The sequence below is a fragment of the Streptomyces sp. NPDC102467 genome, from assembly GCF_044765445.1.
In the GTDB taxonomy this organism is placed as follows: domain Bacteria; phylum Actinomycetota; class Actinomycetes; order Streptomycetales; family Streptomycetaceae; genus Streptomyces.
The window spans coordinates 184,603-201,275 of sequence record NZ_JBIWKA010000010.1; the positions used below are offsets into that span (position 1 = coordinate 184,603).

Here is a 16,673-nt window from a genome sequence, read left to right on the forward strand (position 1 = left end):
GGGTCAGCGCCCCGTCGGGGGCATGGGAAACCACGCGTCCGGCCACGTACCTCCCGTACCCGACGCGGACCCAGCTTCTCAGCCACCGGAGGGGCTTGTCTGCAGTGCTTTCTCCAGCGACCGCGCCACCGATACCGCCTCTTCCGACGGGAGCGGCGCCTCGTCGGGCCCGGTGACGTAGAAGGCATCCACGGCGTTGGCGCCCAGCGTGGAGACATGCGCGGAGCGCACCCGCACGTCGGAGACCTCGAGCGCGCGTCCGATCCGGTGCAGCAGTCCCGGGGCGTCCTGGGCCCGTACCTCGATGACGGTCGCGAGCCGGGAGCCGGCCGACGCCACGGTGACCCGGGGCGGCGGTGCCACGGCGCCGCGCCGGCGCGGGTAGGCCGCGTCCCGCTCGGCGAGCCGCGCCGCGATGTCCAGCGACCCGTCGAGGGCGCGTACGAGATCGGCCCGGAGCCGGGCGGCCTGTGGCAGGGAGCCGTACTCGGCGGAGACCCGCCAGTTCAGCAGCAGGACCGACCGGCCGTCCCGCCGCCCGGCGGCGCCCTTCCGCGGCCGCGCGGCCTGACCCCATTCGTCGGGCAGCGAGAGGGACCGCAGCTCGGCCGTGCGCACGGTGAGCCGGTGCATCGCGAGCACGCCGGCCACCGCGGGGAGCACTCCCGACTGGTCCGGCACCGCAATAAGCAACTCGACACCCTGCGGCTCCGGCTCGACCGCCTCGGAGGCGTCCTCCGAGGCGTCCTCCGAGGAAGCCACCGCCTCCGTCTGCGCGCGCAGCGAGAGCACGGGCCCGTCCGTGCGGAACGCCTCGACCGCGAGCCGCTCCTGTTCGGCGGTGGGCTCGGCCGCGTCGGGAGCGTCGGGGTCGGTGGGATCGTCCCCGGCGAGCACCGCGGCGACCCGTTTGACGAGGTCGGTCACGAGCGACCCGCGCCACGTCGACCACGCGGCGGGGCCCGTGGCCAGCGCGTCCGCCTCCGTCAGCGCGTGCAGCAGCTCCAGCGTGCCGTGCGAGCCGACCGCGTCGGCGACGGCCCGCACGGTCGCCGGGTCCTCCAGGTCGCGCCGGGTGGCGGTCTCGATGAGCAGCAGGTGGTGGCGGACGAGGCAGGCGAGCACCGCGATGTCGGCCCGGTCGAAGCCGATCCGGGCCGCGACGTCCCGCGCGATGACCTCCCCCGCGACCGAGTGGTCGCCGGGCCAGCCCTTGCCGATGTCGTGCAGCAGCGCCGCGACGAGCAGCAGGTCGGGGCGCCCGACGCGGCGCGTCAGTGCCGAGGCGCGCACGGCGGTCTCGACGAGATGCCGGTCGACGGTCCAGGTATGGACGGCGTTGCGCTGCGGGCGGCAGCGGACCCGCTCCCAGTCCGGCAGCAGCCGCGTGATCAGTCCTTCGGCCTCCAACGCCTCCCACACCTCGACCGTCGTCCGGCCGGCACCGAGCAGGGTGACGAGTTGTTCGCGGGCCTCGGCGGGCCAGGGCGTGGGGAGGGGCCGGGTCGCCGCGGCCATCCGCCGCACCGCGTGCAGCGACAGCGGGAGGCCGGCCTGAGCGGCGGCGGCCGCCGCTCGCAGCGGGAGCGCCGGGTCCCGTTCGGGCCGGGCCGCCCGCGCGAGCACGACCTCGCCGTCCATCTCGACGACGCCCTCGGCGAGCGGCGAGCGCTCCACGGGTGCGGACCTGCCGCCCAGCATGGCCCGCAAGCGGGGGCGTACCGAGCGGGACTTGAGGACCCGTCCGACCTCGCGCCAGGTCACGTCGCTCGCGTACGACACCGTGCGGGCCGCCTCGTACACCTGCCGCAGCAGTGTGTCGGCGTCCAGCAGGCCCAGTTCAGCGGCGACCTGGTCCTGTTCCTGGAGGGCGAGCCGGTCGGTGGCGCGGCCGGTCGCCAGATGCAGCGCGTCGCGTACGTCAAGGAGGCGGCGCCGGGCGTCGGCGAGGCCCTCGCGCGGCGCGTCGGCCAGCCAGGAGGCGGCGACCGCCCGCAGCGCGGTCGCGTCCCGCAGCCCGCCCCGCGCCTCCTTCAGGTCGGGTTCGAGAAGATACTGCAGCTCGCCCTGGCGCTCGGCCCGTTCCTCGCACAGCTCGCGCAGTCCGGGCAGGCGCTTGGGTGCCTGGTTGCGCCAGTCCGCGAGGACGGCGGTGCGCAGTCCTGCGGTGAGGCCGAGGTCGCCCGCGAGGTGCCGGGCGTCGAGCAGTCCCAGCTGCACCTTGAGATCGTCGCCCGCGGTCTTGCGCGCCTCCACGGGCGTACGGACGGAGTGGTCGAGGGCGAGGCCGAGGTCCCACACCGGGTACCAGATGCGGTCGGCGAGCGCGGCGACCGCGTCGGGGTCGGCCGAGCCGTCGTGCAGGAGCAGCAGGTCGAGGTCGCTGCGCGGGGAGAGTTCGCCGCGCCCGTACCCGCCGACGGCCACCAGCGAGACGCCCCCTCCCGGCGCCCCGGCGCCGAAGAGTTCCGTCAGCCAGTCGTCGGTGAGCTCGGCGAGGGCGGAACGGCGCGGCGGCCCGGACCGCGCCTCTCCCTGGAGAAGGCGCAGCCGGGCCGCCGCGTAGCCGCTGGGTTTGTCGTCCGCTGCTTCGGTCGTTACGTCGTTCACATTCGTCACCCAGCGACTCCCGTTCCGTCCGTCGAATCGGTTACAGCGCGTCCGGTCCGCGCTCGCCGGTCCGGACCCGCACGGCCGTCTCGACAGGGACCGCCCAGACCTTGCCGTCCCCGATCTTGCCTGTGCGGGCGGCCTTCACGACGACATCGATCAGCTGCTCGGCGTCGTCGTCCTCGACCAGTACCTCGATACGGATCTTGGGCACCAGGTCGACGGTGTACTCCGCCCCACGGTAGACCTCGGTGTGGCCGCGCTGGCGGCCGTAACCGCTGGCCTCCGTCACGGTCAGGCCCTGGACGCCGAAGGCCTGGAGGGCCTCCTTGATCTCGTCGAGCCGGTGCGGCTTGACGACCGCGGTGATGAGCTTCATGCGTCCACCTTCTTCGAATTCTGAGCACCCGGTGCGGGCGTCGCCGTGCGGGCGATGGAGCCGCCGCCCGCCCCGCTGAAGTCGTACGCGGTCTCGGCGTGCTCGACCTGGTCGATGCCGGCGACCTCGTCGTCCTCGCTGACCCGCATGCCCATCGTCTTGTCGATGAGGAAGGCGAGGATCGCGGAGGCGATGAGCGAGTAGGCGAGGACACCGCCGACACCGGCGCACTGCTTCCAGAACTGGGTGAGGCCGCCGCCGTAGAAGAGGCCGGACGCGTCGGACTGGCCTCCGCCGGTGGCGAAGAAGCCGATGAGCAGGGAGCCGGCGATGCCGCCGACCAGGTGGACACCGACGACGTCGAGCGAGTCGTCGTAGCCGAACTTGTACTTGAGGCCCACGGCCATGGCGCACAGCACACCGGCGATGGCGCCGACGGCGATCGCGCCGAGCGGCGAGACGGCACCACCGGAGGGGGTGATGGCGACGAGACCGGCGACGGCACCGGAGGCGGCACCCAGCGAGGTGAACGCGCCGTGGCGCAGCTTCTCGTAGATGAGCCAGGCGAGCATGGCGGCGGCGGTGGCGACCTGTGTGTTGATGAACATCAGCGCGCCGACGCCGTCGTCGTTGCCGAGCCACGAACCGGCGTTGAAGCCGAACCAGCCGAACCAGAGCAGACCGGCGCCGAGCATCGTCCAGGGCAGCGAGTGCGGCCGCATCGGGTCCTTCTTGAAGCCGACGCGCTTGCCGATGACGAGGATCACGCCGAGCGCTGCGGCACCGGCGTTGATGTGCACGGCCGTGCCGCCGGCGAAGTCGATGACGCCGAGGTCGAAGGCCCAGCCGCCGGTCCCCCACACCCAGTGCGCGACCGGGAAGTAGACGATCGTGGCCCACAGGGCGATGAACAGGGCCCATGCGGAGAATTTCACGCGGTCCGCGAGGGCGCCGCTGATCAGGGCGGGCGTGATGATGGCGAACATCAGCTGGAAGACGGCGAAGACATAGACCGGGATCGTGTAGCCGTCCCAGAGCTGGGTCAGCCCGACCCCGCTGAGACCGACGAAGTCGCCGTCCCAGCCGATCAGCGACCCCTTGTCGGTGCCGAACGCGAGGGAGAAGCCGTACAGCACCCACAGGATCGTGACGATCCCGAGGCTGATGAAGCTCATCATCAGCATGTTCAACGTGCTCTTGACGCGGACCATGCCTCCGTAGAAGAAGGCCAGGCCCGGCGTCATGAGCATCACCAGGGCGGAACAGATCAGCATGAAGCCTGTGTTCGCGGCAGAGAGCTTGGGCGCCTCTGCGGCGAGCGTGATGGCGGCTGGTGCCATCGGCGTCTCCTCGTCGTTGGTACGGCCCCGTGCGGGCGAAGCCTGATGCGGTCATGAGGGGTGGGCCGGTTATGCGCCAGACTTTGGCCCAGCGCGGTTTCCGCGGGCGCCCCTCGATGTTTCGCCGCAGTGACGAAGAGGTCCTGGGTGTTACGCGTACATGAAATGCCGGATAGCGACGGGGTCGATCGTTATCGTGACGCAACCAGGCGCGGGCACGACAGAACCGGCCACGGTCCTCCGTCCTCGATGACCTGGCGTGAGGGAGCCGAGTCGGGCTGTCAGGGACGGTCGGCCGCGGCCGGCGTATGCGGGGGTGTCAGACCGCCGCTTCCGCGGTCTCGGGCAGCTGGACGGCCAACTGGTCCGTCAGCTGGATGACCTCGGCGACGTCCCCGAAGTCGCGCACGGCGGTGTCCACGGTCTTGCGGATACGGGTGTTGACCCGCTCGGAGCGCACCTTCTTGGCGATCCCGAGCGCCTGCTCCGCCATGACCGTGGCCTGCTCGGGCTCCTTCTGGATCAGGTGCACCGTGGCCATGCCGATCAGGTTCAGCGCGTACGAACGCTGGTGCTCGACGTCCTTGCCGAACAGCTCGACGGCCGTCTGCATCAGCGGCCCGGCCATCGACGCGTACGTGGGGCTGCGACCTGCGACGTAGGCGAGATCGCGGAAGGAGTGGCTGTTCTCCCCGTGCAGCTCGGCCTCGGAGAAGAAGCGGATCCAGTCGGGGTCCGGGTCGTCCCAGTCGTCGGCGTCCGTGAAGGTGTCCTCGGCCATCCGGACGGCTCTCTTGCACTTGCCGGGCTGCCCCATGTTCGCGTACGCGCGGGCCTCCATCGCATACAGCATGGACTGGGTGCGCGGGCTGGCGCAGTCGCGACTGCCGTACTGCGCGAGGTGGACGAGCTCCAGGGCATCCTCGGGGCGGCCGAGGTGGATCATCTGGCGGCTCATGCTGCTCAGGACGTACGAGCCCAGCGGCTTGTCGCCCGCTTCCTTGGCGGCGTGCAGGGCGAGCACGAAGTACTTCTGGGCGGTGGGCTGCAGACCCACGTCGTAGCTCATCCACCCGGCCAGCTCGGCGAGTTCGGACGCGACCTTGAAGAGGCGCTTCGTGGTCTCCTCGGGCTGCGGCTCCTGGAGGAGGTCGGTGACCTCGTGCAACTGCCCTACGACCGCTTTGCGGCGCAGACCGCCCCCGCACTGGGCGTCCCACTGGCGGAACATGACGGTGGTGGACTCGAGCAGGTCCAACTCCGGCCTGGACAGCCGGTTCCCCCGGCGCTGGGCCGCGGCGTCGGGTGCGGACGAGGACGAGGGCGAGGCGCCGCCGGGACCGGGCACCAGCCACCGCTGCATCGGTTCGATGAGCGAGGGGCCCGCGGCGAGCGCGAGCGAGCTGCCGAGGAACCCGCGGCGCGCCAGCATCAGGTCGCTGCGCGAGAACTCACCGATGAGGGCGACGGTCTGCGGTCCCGTCCAGGGCAGGTCGACGCCGGACACCGAGGGTGCCTGGTGCGCGGCCCGCAACCCGAGGTCCTCGACGGCGACCACGCAGCCGAACCGCTCGGAGAACAACTCGCTGAGGATGCGCGGGATCGGCTCGCGCGGGTTCTCCCCGTCGAGCCAGCGCCGCACACGCGAGGTGTCGGTGGAGATGTGGTTCGCCCCCAACTGCCGTGCCCGCCGGTTCACTTGACGCGCCAGCTCGCCCTTCGACCAACCGCTGCGCACGAACCACGAGCCGAGCAGTTCGTTCGGGCGCTTCTCAGCGTTCGTCACGCTTCCGCCGCTGCCGCCCACTGGAACGCCCCCATCCCTGAAGCCATCTAAGCCGTCTAAGCCACTCAACGCCGCGTCCTGTCGGTCGCTCTCGCCCGCAAGCCCTATCAGGATGCCGTCAACTACGGCCTTCCGTCCGGCACTTGTCACTCCTCGAACAGGAAACCGAGTTGCCTGCGGCATACCCACGGGTGCACTTACCCTCAGGGTTCGTGCACTGAAAGTAATCCTACGATCACCCGTCCGGCGAGGGCGAACCTGGAAACGCCACCATTCGCCACCCCTTCGAATGAACTCAGAAGCGGCTCCACACGATTCACTTGACATAGGACAGCCGGAAGTAGGCGGAACGGTGTGCGCCGGGGCGCGTGACACCGGGCGCACCACCCCGGATACGACTCGGCGCCGCCGCGACCAGGCGGCGCACACAGTGGGTCACGATCCGATTCCGTCTCGTAACCACCGGCGCGCAGGACCCGTTGGAGGGGGCATGGGCTTCACGATCGGCGGCATTCGCGAGATGCGTTCGGGCTCTCGTCGCCGCGGCCGCACATCCGGCCGCGCTTCGGAGTGCACCACGGTGGCGGAGTTCACCGGACTGTGGGGCTGGGACGTGGTGCCCGGCGCGCGCGCCGCGGGGCCGGACTGCTCCTGCGGCAGGACGAACTGCCCGGCGCCCGGCGCCCACCCGCTCGACCCGGCGGCGGTGGTACCGGCCGGCGCCACACTCGGCGAAGTGACCGAGTCCTGGGGCCGATTCCCCGGCGCCTCGATCCTGCTCCCGGTGGGCCGCGCCTTCGACATCATCGACGTCCCGGAGCCGGCGGGCCGGCGGGCCCTGATCCGCCTGGAGCGGATGGGTCTGCCGCTCGGCCCGGTGATCGCCACCCCCGAGGGCCGGGCCCACTTCTTCGTGGCGCCGGGAGCCGCCGCCCAGCTTCCGACCCTGCTCTACCGCACGGGCTGGGACGACGCGAGCCTCGACCTGCACGCGCTCGGCCCTGGCACGTACATCACGGCCCCGCCCTCCGACCGTGCGGGCCTCGGCCCGGCGACCTGGCTGCGGGCGCCGTCCCTGGACACGGCGACGCAGCCGCCGCAGGCGCGGCTGCTGCTGGGGACGTTGGCGTACGTCGCCCATCGCTCGCCCTGCGCGTAAAGACGCGCACACAGCAGGGGGCGGGGGGGGGGGGGGGGGGGGCCCGGCCCCCCCCCCCCCCCCCCCCCCCCCCCCCCCCGCCCCTGTACAACCCGAGTCCCGAGCGGGACCTCTCCTCGCTCTACTCCCCGATCAGCGCGTCCACGAACGCCTCGGGCTCGAACGGCGCCAGATCGTCCGCGCCCTCACCGAGACCGACCAGCTTCACCGGCACGCCCAGCTCGCGCTGCACGGCCACGACGATGCCGCCCTTGGCCGTACCGTCCAGCTTCGTCAGCACGATGCCGGTGATGTCGACGACCTCGGCGAACACCCGGGCCTGCACCAGGCCGTTCTGCCCCGTCGTGGCGTCGAGCACCAGAAGCACCTCGTCGACCGGCGCGTGCTTCTCCACGACGCGCTTGACCTTGCCGAGCTCGTCCATCAGGCCGGTCTTGGTGTGCAGTCGGCCGGCGGTGTCGATGAGCACGACGTCCGCGCCCACCGCGATGCCTTCCTTCACGGCGTCGAAGGCGATGGACGCCGGGTCGCCGCCCTCGGGCCCGCGCACCGTACGCGCGCCGACCCGGTCGCCCCATGTCTGCAGCTGATCGGCGGCGGCGGCACGGAAGGTGTCGGCGGCGCCGAGCAGCACGTTCTTGCCGTCGGCGACGAGCACGCGCGCGAGCTTGCCGGTCGTGGTGGTCTTACCGGTGCCGTTGACCCCGACGACCATCACGATGCCCGGGGTGTCCAGGGCCGAGTCCGTCTTCACGGTGCGGTCGAACTCGGGGACGAGCAACGTCAGGAGCTCTTCGCGCAGCAGCGTGCGCAGCTCTTCCGGAGAGCGCGTGCCGAGCACCTTCACCCGCGCGCGCAGCCGCTCGACCAGCTCCTGCGTGGGCTGCACACCGACGTCGGCGGTGAGCAGTGTGTCCTCGATCTCCTCCCAGGTGTCCTCGTCGAGGTGCTCGCGGGACAGGAGCGTGAGCAGCCCCTTGCCGAGCGCGTTCTGCGATCGGGACAGCCTGGTGCGCAGCCGCACCAGGCGGCCCGCGGTCGGCTCCGGGACCTCGATCTCGGGAGCGGCCGGGGCCGGCGGCTCCGCTTCGGTGACCTCCTCGGTGACCGGTTCGGCGACCGGGAGGTCGACCTCCTCGATCGTGCGCCGCGCTTCGTCGCGCGGCGTCTCGGCCTCGTCGCCGACGAGCGGCTCAGTGGGCGGGGCGGTGGTGATGTCGGGCGCGGAGGGCGGCGCAGGCGGCAGCTGCTTTTTCTTGCGGCTACCTACTACGAGACCACCGAGCGCGCCGATCACGACCACGGCGATGACTACAGCAAGGATGACGATGTCCATAACTCGTCCAGTATCAGCCATGGGGCCCCGGCAGCGCCGTACTTGTGACTTCCTCCAAAGGACAAACGCATACGGAGGTCATTACTCGGACTAAAGTACGATGGAAGCCGGTGTATCAACGCGCGTAGAGTCCAACGCAATCCCGCACCCGCCCCCCACGCACGTCACCTCGCCCCGCCCCACTGCACAGAGGCACGGAACCCCACCGCATGAGCAAGACCGCCGAATCCGAAGGCGCCCTGGAGACGCGCGGCATCGAGCCCGTCCCCGATGCCGAGCGCACAGCGAAGACCCGCGAGCTGTTCCCGACGTGGGTCGCCGCCAACATCAGCGTGCTGCTGCTCACGATGGGTGCGAGCCTCGTCGTGGCGTACAAGCTCAACTTCTGGCAGGCCATCGTCGTCGCGGTCGCCGCGCCCATCGTGTCGTACGGGCTCGTCGGCCTGATCGGCATCGCGGGCAAGCGGGGCGGCGCCCCCGGCATGGCCCTCTCCCGCGCGGTCTTCGGTCAGCGCGGCAACCTGCTGCCCGGCTCGCTGATCTGGGTCGCACGCTGGGGCTGGGAAACGATCAACGCGGTGACCGGCGCGTACGCCGTGCTCACCGTCCTGGACATCCTGTTCGGCATCAAGCAGAACGACGTCGTGGTGATCGTGACGCTGCTGCTCTTCGTGGTCGCGACGTTCGTGATCTCGGGTCTCGGTATCAACGCCGTGCAGAAGTGCAACAAGTACGCGACCTACCTCTTCGGTCTCTTCACGGCCCTGGTGCTGATCTTCCTGATCGTCGACACCGACTGGTCGGAGGTGTTCGGGCGGCCCGCGGGCCGGACGTCCCTGATGGTGGCCGGCATCGGCCTGATCGCCGCCGGTGGCGTCAGCTGGATCCCCGCCTCCCCCGACTTCACGCGCTACCTGCCGCGCACCGCCTCCTCCAAGGCGATCGTGCGCAACTCGATCGGCGGCGCCGGCATCGTCGTCCTGCCGATGGTCCTGATGGGCGCCGTCATGGCGGTGTCCACCCCCGACCTGGCCTCGGCCGCCGACCCGGTCTCCTTCCTCGGCGAGATCCTCCCGATGTGGATCGCGGTGCCGTACCTGCTGATCGCCCTGGTCGGCATGCTGCTCATCAACGCCATGTCGATGTACTCGGCCGGCTTCACCGCGCAGACGCTGGGCTTCAAGGTCCCGCGCCACTGGGCCGTCTCGGTGAACGCGCTGATCTCGCTGGTCTTCGGCGGCATCCTGATGCTGGTCGCCACCAGCTTCATGGGCTCGTTCATCGCCTTCCTCTCGCTCCTCGCCGTCGCCTTCTCGGCCTGGGTCGGGGTGTTCGGAGCGGACATGTTCACGCGCAAGCACTACGACGCGGCGGCCCTCATCGACACGACCCGCACCAGCGCCTACTGGTACAAGGGCGGCTTCTCCCCCGCGGCCGTCATCTCCTGGGCCGTCGGCCTCGGCGCGGGACTGGTGTTCACCACGTCCGACTGGTTCACGGGACCGCTCGCCTCGAACAACTTCATCGGCGAGTACGGCCTCGGCTGGGTCGTCACCATCGTGGTCTCCGGCCTGCTGTACATGGCGCTGCCGAAGCCCGCGGACACCACCACGGCCCCGGACGGGAGCAGGGAGCCCGCACCCCTGGCCGTCTGACGCTCCGTCAGCTACCGTCCCCCTTCACCCGAGCCCGAGCCCGCGTGAAGGGGGACTTTTTCATGCCCGTCTCCGTCGTACGGTTCAATCTGGTCGACCCGGCCGGCACCCCCGAGTCGCTGAGCGCCCGCTACAAAGCAGCGGTCGAAATGGCGGCGTACGCCGACGACCGGGGCGTCGACACGGTGCAGACCGAGGAGCACCACGGCGCCGGCAACAACTGGCTGCCCTCGCCCTTCACCTTCGCGGGCGCGGTCTTCGGCGCCACCCGCCGCATCGCGGTCACCGTCTCCGCGATCATCGGCCCGCTGCACGACCCCTTGCGTCTCGCGGAGGACATCGCCGTACTGGATCTGCTGAGCGGCGGCCGCCTGGTGACAGTGGCCGGGATCGGCTACCGGCCGCAGGAGTACGCGCAGTTCGACGTGGAGTGGAAGCGGCGCGGCAAGCTCCAGGACGAGCTCCTCGACACGTTGCTGCAGGCCTGGACGGGCGAGGAGTTCACCTTCCGTGGGCGCCGGGTCCGCGTCACCCCGCGCCCGCTGACCCAGCCGCACCCGTTGCTCCTGGTCGGCGGCTCCTCACAGGCGGCGGCGCGCCGGGCGGCCCGGCTCGGGCTGCCCTTCTTCCCGAGCGCGCATCTGCCGGAGCTCGACGCGTACTACAAGGAGCGGCTCGCCGAGTACGGCACCGAGGGCTGGACCATGATGCCCGCGAAGACCACGCCCCTGCTGCACCTGTCCGAGGACCCGGACCGCACATGGGCCGCGCACGGCGCGCACTTCCTGCACGAGGCGCGGACCTATGCGTCCTGGCAGTCCACGGACATCAAGTCGGCGGTGAAGTCGGCGGCGACGACGGTCGACGAGCTGCGCGCCGAGGGCGTCTACCGCATCCTCACGCCCGACGAGTGCCTGGCGCAGGGCCTCGACAGCTACGTACTGCACCCGCTGTCGGGCGGCATGCCCCTCGACGAGGGCTGGCGCAGCCTGCACCTGTTCTGCGACAACGTACTGCCCCGGCTCAAGGACCTGTCGTAGGCCGATGAACCGGGGCAGTGACGGGAACGGGGAGATGGCAGCGGGGACTTGATCCATCTCCCCGGGTCTCGCGGGGAGCAGGGCGCTTGTCAGCCCATCTCCTCCAGGGCCTTGCCCTTGGTCTCCTTCACGAACTTCATCACGAACGGGATGGAGAGCGCGGCGAAGGCACCGTAGATGATGTACGAGCCGGTCAGGCTCCACTCCGACATGCTCGGGAAGGTCTTGGTGATGGCGAAGTTGGCCAGCCACTGGGCCGAGGCCGCCACACCGAGCGCCGCCGCGCGCAGCCGGTTCGGGAAGATCTCGCCGAGCAGCACCCAGACCACCACGCCCCAGGACAGGGCGAAGAAGAGGACGAAGGCATTGGCCGCGATGATCGCGGTCAGGCCCTGCGCGTTCGGCAGCGAGACGTTGTCGCCGGAGCCGGTCCGGTAGGAGAAGGCCCAGGCACAGGTGAACAGGGCGATCGCCATACCGGTGGAGCCGATGATCGCGAGCGGCTTGCGGCCGATGCGGTCGACGAAGACCATCGCGATGACCGTACCGATGATGTTCACGATCGAGGTCTCGAACGAGTACAGGAAAGAGCTGGAGGGGTCCTTGCCGATGGACTGCCACAGCTGGTTCGAGTAGTAGAAGATCACGTTGATGCCGACGAGCTGCTGGAAGATCGACAGGAAGATGCCGATCCAGACGATCGGCAGGAAGCCGAACTTGCCGCCGAGCAGGTCCTTGAAGGTCGACTTGTGCTCGCTGCGCATACCGGCCTCGATCTGCGCGGTGCGCGCGTCGAGGTCGATTCCCTCGCCCTCGACCTCGGCCAGGACCTTCTTGGCCTCGGTCTGGCGTCCGACGGAGATCAGGAAGCGCGGCGACTCGGGGATCGCGAAGGAGAGCAGCCCGTAGAGCAGGGCCGGGATGACCATGACGCCGAGCATCCACTGCCAGGCTTCCAGGCCGCCGACCTTGCCGCGCTGGTCACCGTCGGCCATGTTCAGGATGCCCCAGTTGACGAGCTGGGAGATCGCGATACCGATGACGATGGCGGCCTGCTGGAACGAGGCGAGCCGGCCGCGGTACGCGGGCGGTGCCACCTCGGCGATGTAGGCCGGGCCGATGACGGAGGCCATGCCGATGCCGATGCCGCCGATGACGCGCCACATCGTCAGATCCCAGGCGGCGAACGGCAGGGACGAGCCGACGGCGCTGATCGCGAAGAGGCCCGCGGCGATCTGCATACAGCGGATACGGCCGATGCGGTCGGCGAGCCGGCCCGCGACGGCCGCGCCGACGGCGCAGCCGAGCAGCGCGGACGCGATGATCCAGCCGAGCACGTCGGCGTTCACGTCGAACTTGTGCTGGATGGCGACGGTCGCACCGTTGATCACGGAGCTGTCGTATCCGAACAGGAAACCACCCATCGCGGCTGCCGCCGTGATGAAGATGACGTGCCCGAGGTGATCGGGCTGGGCGTCCTTGGCTCCTGAAGAAGGTGCCTCAGTGCTGGTCACGTGTACTCCTCGGGCCACCGGCTTCGCTGCCGGGGGTGGGGGCGAGAGCCCTTCCAGTGGCGCACAACTTCACGCCGCCCACCACCTGAAGGTAAAAGCAACGTTGCAGAGACTATGCCTTCAAGTTTCGAAGTCAATACTTCGAGTGGTGTGAGTTTCTGGGCATGAAGTGGCACATTGAGTTCAACTCTTGAAGACTGCCTGGAGACGGCTCCGCTTTTGCCGAAGCGCTGGCGGACGCGGTCAGGGGCCGGCCGATGCCGTCCGGCGCTACCGAAGCCGCTGACTGATCACCTTCGACACCCCGTCGCCCTGCATGGAGACCCCGTACAACGCGTCGGCGACTTCCATCGTGCGCTTCTGATGCGTGATCACGATGAGCTGCGAGGCCTCCTGCAGCTCCTGCATGATGCGGATGAGGCGCTGCAGATTGGTGTCGTCGAGGGCGGCCTCGACCTCGTCCATCACGTAGAACGGGCTGGGTCGCGCCTTGAAGATGGAGACCAGCAGAGCCACCGCGGTCAGCGACCGCTCGCCACCCGAGAGCAGGCTCAGACGCTTGACCTTCTTGCCCGGCGGGCGGGCCTCGACGTCCACGCCCGTGGTGAGCATGTTGTCGGGATCGGTCAGGATCAGCCGTCCCTCGCCACCCGGGAACAAGCGGCTGAAGACACCCTCGAACTCGCGCGCGGTGTCCCGGTAGGCCTCGGTGAAGACCTGCTCGACGCGCTCGTCGACCTCCTTCACCACCTGAAGGAGGTCCGTCCTGGTCTTCTTCAGGTCCTCCAGCTGCTCACTGAGGAACTTGTGGCGCTCTTCCAGCGCCGAGAACTCCTCGAGGGCCAGCGGATTGACCTTCCCGAGCTGCTGGTACGCGCGCTCGGCGGACTTGAGCCGCTTCTCCTGCTCCGAACGGACGAAGGGCCGCGGCCTGTTGCGCGGGTGCTCCGGATCCTCCGGCAGTTCCTCACCCTCGGCGGGGAGCGAGGGCGGCACCGGCTGACCGGGACCGTAGTCCGCGACGAGCCCGGCCGGTTCGACACCCAGTTCCTCCAGAGCCTTGGTCTCCAGCTGCTCGATCCGCAGCCTCTTCTCAGCTCCTAGTACCTCGCCTCGGTGAACTGAATCAGTCAACTTGTCGAGTTCCGCCTTCAGATCGCGGCCGCGGGTCCGCTCGGTGACGAGTTCCCGCTCGCGCTCGGCCTTGGCCCGCTCGGCCAGGGTCCGCTCCGCGTCGGCCCGGGTGACGGAGACCTCGACGTGCGCGAGCAGCTGCCGCGCGCCGGACGCCACGGCCTCGGCGACAGCGGCCTCGTATCTGAGCCGGGCTCGCTGCCGCTCCGCACGCGCGCGTGCCTCGCGCTCGGCGCGGGCCGCCCGGTCCAGCGAGTCGGCCCGCCCCGCGAGCCCCTTCACCCGCTCCTCGTGCGTACGCACCTGGAGCCGGGCCTCCATCTCCGTCTGCCGTGCGTTGGCGCCGTCGGCGGAGAGGCGGTCGCGCACGGAGGTGTCGGGTTCCTCATCCCCTCCTTCCCCAAAGGAGGCTTGCTCCTCGGCCACAGCAAGCCGCTCGGCCAGCTCCTCCGCGTCCATGGCGGCCTGTTCCAACGCGTCCTGCGCCTTCGCCGCCGCGGTGGCGCTGCGCTCGGCCTCGCCCGCGGCGCCACGGGCCTGCCCGGCGAGCCGCCCGAGCTGCTGAGCCCTGCCGGAACGTTCCCGCTCTATGGCTCGCTGCCGCTGCCCCAGCTCCTCGACGAGCCCGGCGCACTCCTCGCGCCGCTCCGCCGCCACCTGCTGCGCCTCGGCCAGCTCCGTGCACTGTGCGGCCAGTCGTTCCAGCTCGGCGGCGGCCTCGTCGACGGACGCCTGCACCTCCAGCAGGCTGGGGGCCCCGGCGGACCCGCCCTGCGCGAAGTGCGCCCCGAGCAGGTCCCCCTCGGCGGTCACCGCGGTCAGCTCGGGACGCGCGTAGACCAGATCCTCCGCGTCCTCCAGGCTGCCCACGACCACGATGCCGCGCAGCAGGTGCCGCACGGAGGGCATCAGCTCGGCGGGGCCGCGGACGAGTTCGGCGGCGTACGGCGGGCTGCCCGGCGGCTGGTCCATGGGCGTCCCGGCCGGCTCCGGCTCCCCCGCCAGCAGCAGGGCGGCCCGCCCCGCGTCCTGCTTGCGCAGCAGGCGAATCGCTTCCGCTGCGGAGGCGGGCGTGGTCATGGCGATCGCGTCGGCGGCCACGCCGAACGCGGCCGCCACCGGCACCTCGAACCCCGGCGCCACCGACAACAGCTCGGCGCCGGGCCCGATGAGCCCGGTCAGTTGCTCCTTGGCCCCGAGCAGCGCGCCCGTCCCGTCCTTCCTGCGCAGCCCGAGCGCGAGCGCCTCGCGCCGCGCGGCGACAGCGGCCCGCTCCCGCTCGGCCTGCGTGGCCGCATCGCGCGCCGCGGACAGCGCGGACTCGGCACCGGCGAGCGCGGCCCTCGCGCCTTCCAGTTGTTCTACGAGTTCCTCGTCACCGGCGTCGAGCCCGTCGACCTCGGCCTTGAGCTGCTCGTACTCCTCCTGCGCGGCGCCGGCCCGCTGCTGCGCCTCGTCCCGTGCGGCCGCGAGCCGGTCGATCTCGGCCTGCGCGGAAGCGGCCCGGGAGCGGGCCGCGTTGGCCTGGCCCTGCAGCCGCGCCAGGCCTTCCCGCCGGTCGGCGATGGCGCGGGCGACATCCCTCAGCCGGCGCTCCTCGACCGCCAACTCGCGCTCCAGTTCGGCCCGGTGGGCGGCGGTCTCGTCGAGCGCGACCTGGGCCGATTCGAGCGCCGCGGCCAGCTCGGCCTCCTGTTCCCGCACCCGGGCGGCCTCGCGCTCCAGGTCCTCGGGGTCGCGCCCGCGCCGCTCCTCGGCCGGGGCGGAGGTGGCGCTCTTGACCCGTGCGTCGGCCAGCGAGATCGTGCCGCGCACCCGCTCGGCCAGCTGCGACAGCTCGTACCAGCTCTGCTGCGCCCGCTGCAGCCGGGGCGTCAGCTGTCGCACCTGATCCTCCAGGTGCCCCTCGCGCAGCAGCGCCTTCTTCAGCTCGTCCTCGGCCGCTTCCTTGCGCTGCTTCAGCTCGGCCTCGTCGGCCACCTCGGTGCTGAGCGCCTCTTGGAGGCGTACGAGATCGTCGGCGAGCAACCGCAGTCGCGCGTCGCGCAGATCGGCCTGGATGACGGCGGCCCGCCGCGCGACGGCGGCCTGCCGGCCCAGCGGCTTCAGCTGCCGCCGCAACTCGTCGGTCAGGTCCTGTACGCGCGCGAGGTTGGCCTGCATCGAGTCCAGCTTCCGCAGCGCCTTCTCTTTGCGCTTGCGGTGCTTGAGGACGCCCGCGGCCTCCTCGATGAAGGCGCGGCGCCCCATGGGATCGGCGTGCAGGACGCCGTCGAGCTGCCCCTGGCCGACGATGACGTGCATCTCGCGCCCGATGCCGGAGTCCGAGAGCAGGTCCTGGATGTCGAGGAGGCGGCAGGTGTCCCCGTTGATCTGGTACTCGCTGCCGCCGTTGCGGAACATGATCCGCGTGATGGTGACCTCGGCGTACTCGATGGGCAGCGCGCCGTCGGAGTTGTCGATGGTGAGCGACACCTCGGCGCGGCCCAGCGGGGGGCGCCCGGTGGTGCCGGCGAAGATGACGTCCTCCATCTTGCCGCCACGCAGTGACTTGGCGCCCTGCTCTCCCATGACCCAGCTCAGGGCGTCCACGACGTTGGACTTGCCCGATCCGTTGGGACCCACGACGCAGGTGATGCCCGGCTCGAACCGCAGCGTGGTGGCCGAGGCGAATGATTTGAACCCGCGCAGGGTCAGAGCCTTGAGGTGCACGCCGTCGG

10 protein-coding genes are annotated in these 16,673 nt (G+C 70.8%); 3 read left to right on the top strand and 7 right to left on the bottom strand.

Annotation, left to right across the window (positions count from 1 at the left end):
- Positions 1–78: 78 nt before the first annotated feature.
- The 4 genes from ACIREE_RS22230 to ACIREE_RS22245 form a co-directional block, all read right to left on the bottom strand.
- Positions 79–2,610 (bottom strand): [protein-PII] uridylyltransferase, encoded by a 2,532-nt coding sequence (locus ACIREE_RS22230; protein ID WP_404155151.1) that lies wholly within the window; start codon positions 2,608–2,610, stop codon positions 79–81.
- Between the two features lie 40 nt (positions 2,611–2,650).
- Complete coding sequence (locus ACIREE_RS22235) at positions 2,651–2,989, bottom strand: P-II family nitrogen regulator (RefSeq protein WP_116509391.1); 339 nt, start codon at positions 2,987–2,989, stop codon at positions 2,651–2,653.
- Complete coding sequence (locus ACIREE_RS22240) at positions 2,986–4,329, bottom strand: ammonium transporter (RefSeq protein WP_404154727.1); 1,344 nt, start codon at positions 4,327–4,329, stop codon at positions 2,986–2,988. Before ACIREE_RS22240 ends, ACIREE_RS22235 begins: the two co-directional genes overlap by 4 nt.
- A gap of 319 nt (positions 4,330–4,648) precedes the next feature.
- Positions 4,649–6,136 carry a hypothetical protein gene (locus ACIREE_RS22245; protein WP_404154730.1) on the bottom strand — a complete coding sequence of 496 codons (1,488 nt, stop codon included), beginning with the start codon at positions 6,134–6,136 and terminating at the stop codon, positions 4,649–4,651.
- Between the two features lie 469 nt (positions 6,137–6,605).
- Here ACIREE_RS22245 and ACIREE_RS22250 point away from each other — a divergent pair, with 469 nt between their 5' ends.
- On the top strand, positions 6,606–7,274 hold the full coding sequence (locus tag ACIREE_RS22250) for a bifunctional DNA primase/polymerase (protein ID WP_404154733.1): 669 nt from the start codon (positions 6,606–6,608) through the stop codon (positions 7,272–7,274).
- Positions 7,275–7,395: 121 nt separating this feature from the next.
- On the opposite strand, the gene ftsY is transcribed toward ACIREE_RS22250, so the two are convergent.
- The gene (gene ftsY, locus ACIREE_RS22255; RefSeq protein WP_404154735.1) at positions 7,396–8,610 is read right to left on the bottom strand and encodes a signal recognition particle-docking protein FtsY; all 1,215 of its coding nucleotides are present in this window, start codon (positions 8,608–8,610) and stop codon (positions 7,396–7,398) included.
- A gap of 209 nt (positions 8,611–8,819) precedes the next feature.
- On the opposite strand from ftsY, the gene ACIREE_RS22260 reads away from it, so the two are divergent.
- Both ACIREE_RS22260 and ACIREE_RS22265 read left to right on the top strand, forming a co-directional pair.
- The gene (locus ACIREE_RS22260; RefSeq protein ID WP_404154738.1) at positions 8,820–10,265 is read left to right on the top strand and encodes a cytosine permease; all 1,446 of its coding nucleotides are present in this window, start codon (positions 8,820–8,822) and stop codon (positions 10,263–10,265) included.
- Between the two features lie 62 nt (positions 10,266–10,327).
- Positions 10,328–11,305: an LLM class flavin-dependent oxidoreductase gene (locus ACIREE_RS22265; protein WP_404154741.1), complete on the top strand. Its 978-nt coding sequence runs from the start codon at positions 10,328–10,330 to the stop codon at positions 11,303–11,305.
- Positions 11,306–11,394: 89 nt separating this feature from the next.
- Here ACIREE_RS22265 and ACIREE_RS22270 read toward each other — a convergent pair whose 3' ends face one another.
- Both ACIREE_RS22270 and smc read right to left on the bottom strand, forming a co-directional pair.
- Positions 11,395–12,819, bottom strand: a complete 1,425-nt coding sequence (locus ACIREE_RS22270; RefSeq protein ID WP_404154744.1) for a sugar porter family MFS transporter — start codon at positions 12,817–12,819, stop codon at positions 11,395–11,397.
- A 270-nt stretch (positions 12,820–13,089) separates the two neighbouring features.
- Positions 13,090–16,665 (bottom strand): chromosome segregation protein SMC, encoded by a 3,576-nt coding sequence (gene smc / locus ACIREE_RS22275; protein WP_404154747.1) that lies wholly within the window; start codon positions 16,663–16,665, stop codon positions 13,090–13,092.
- Positions 16,666–16,673 lie beyond the last annotated feature (8 nt).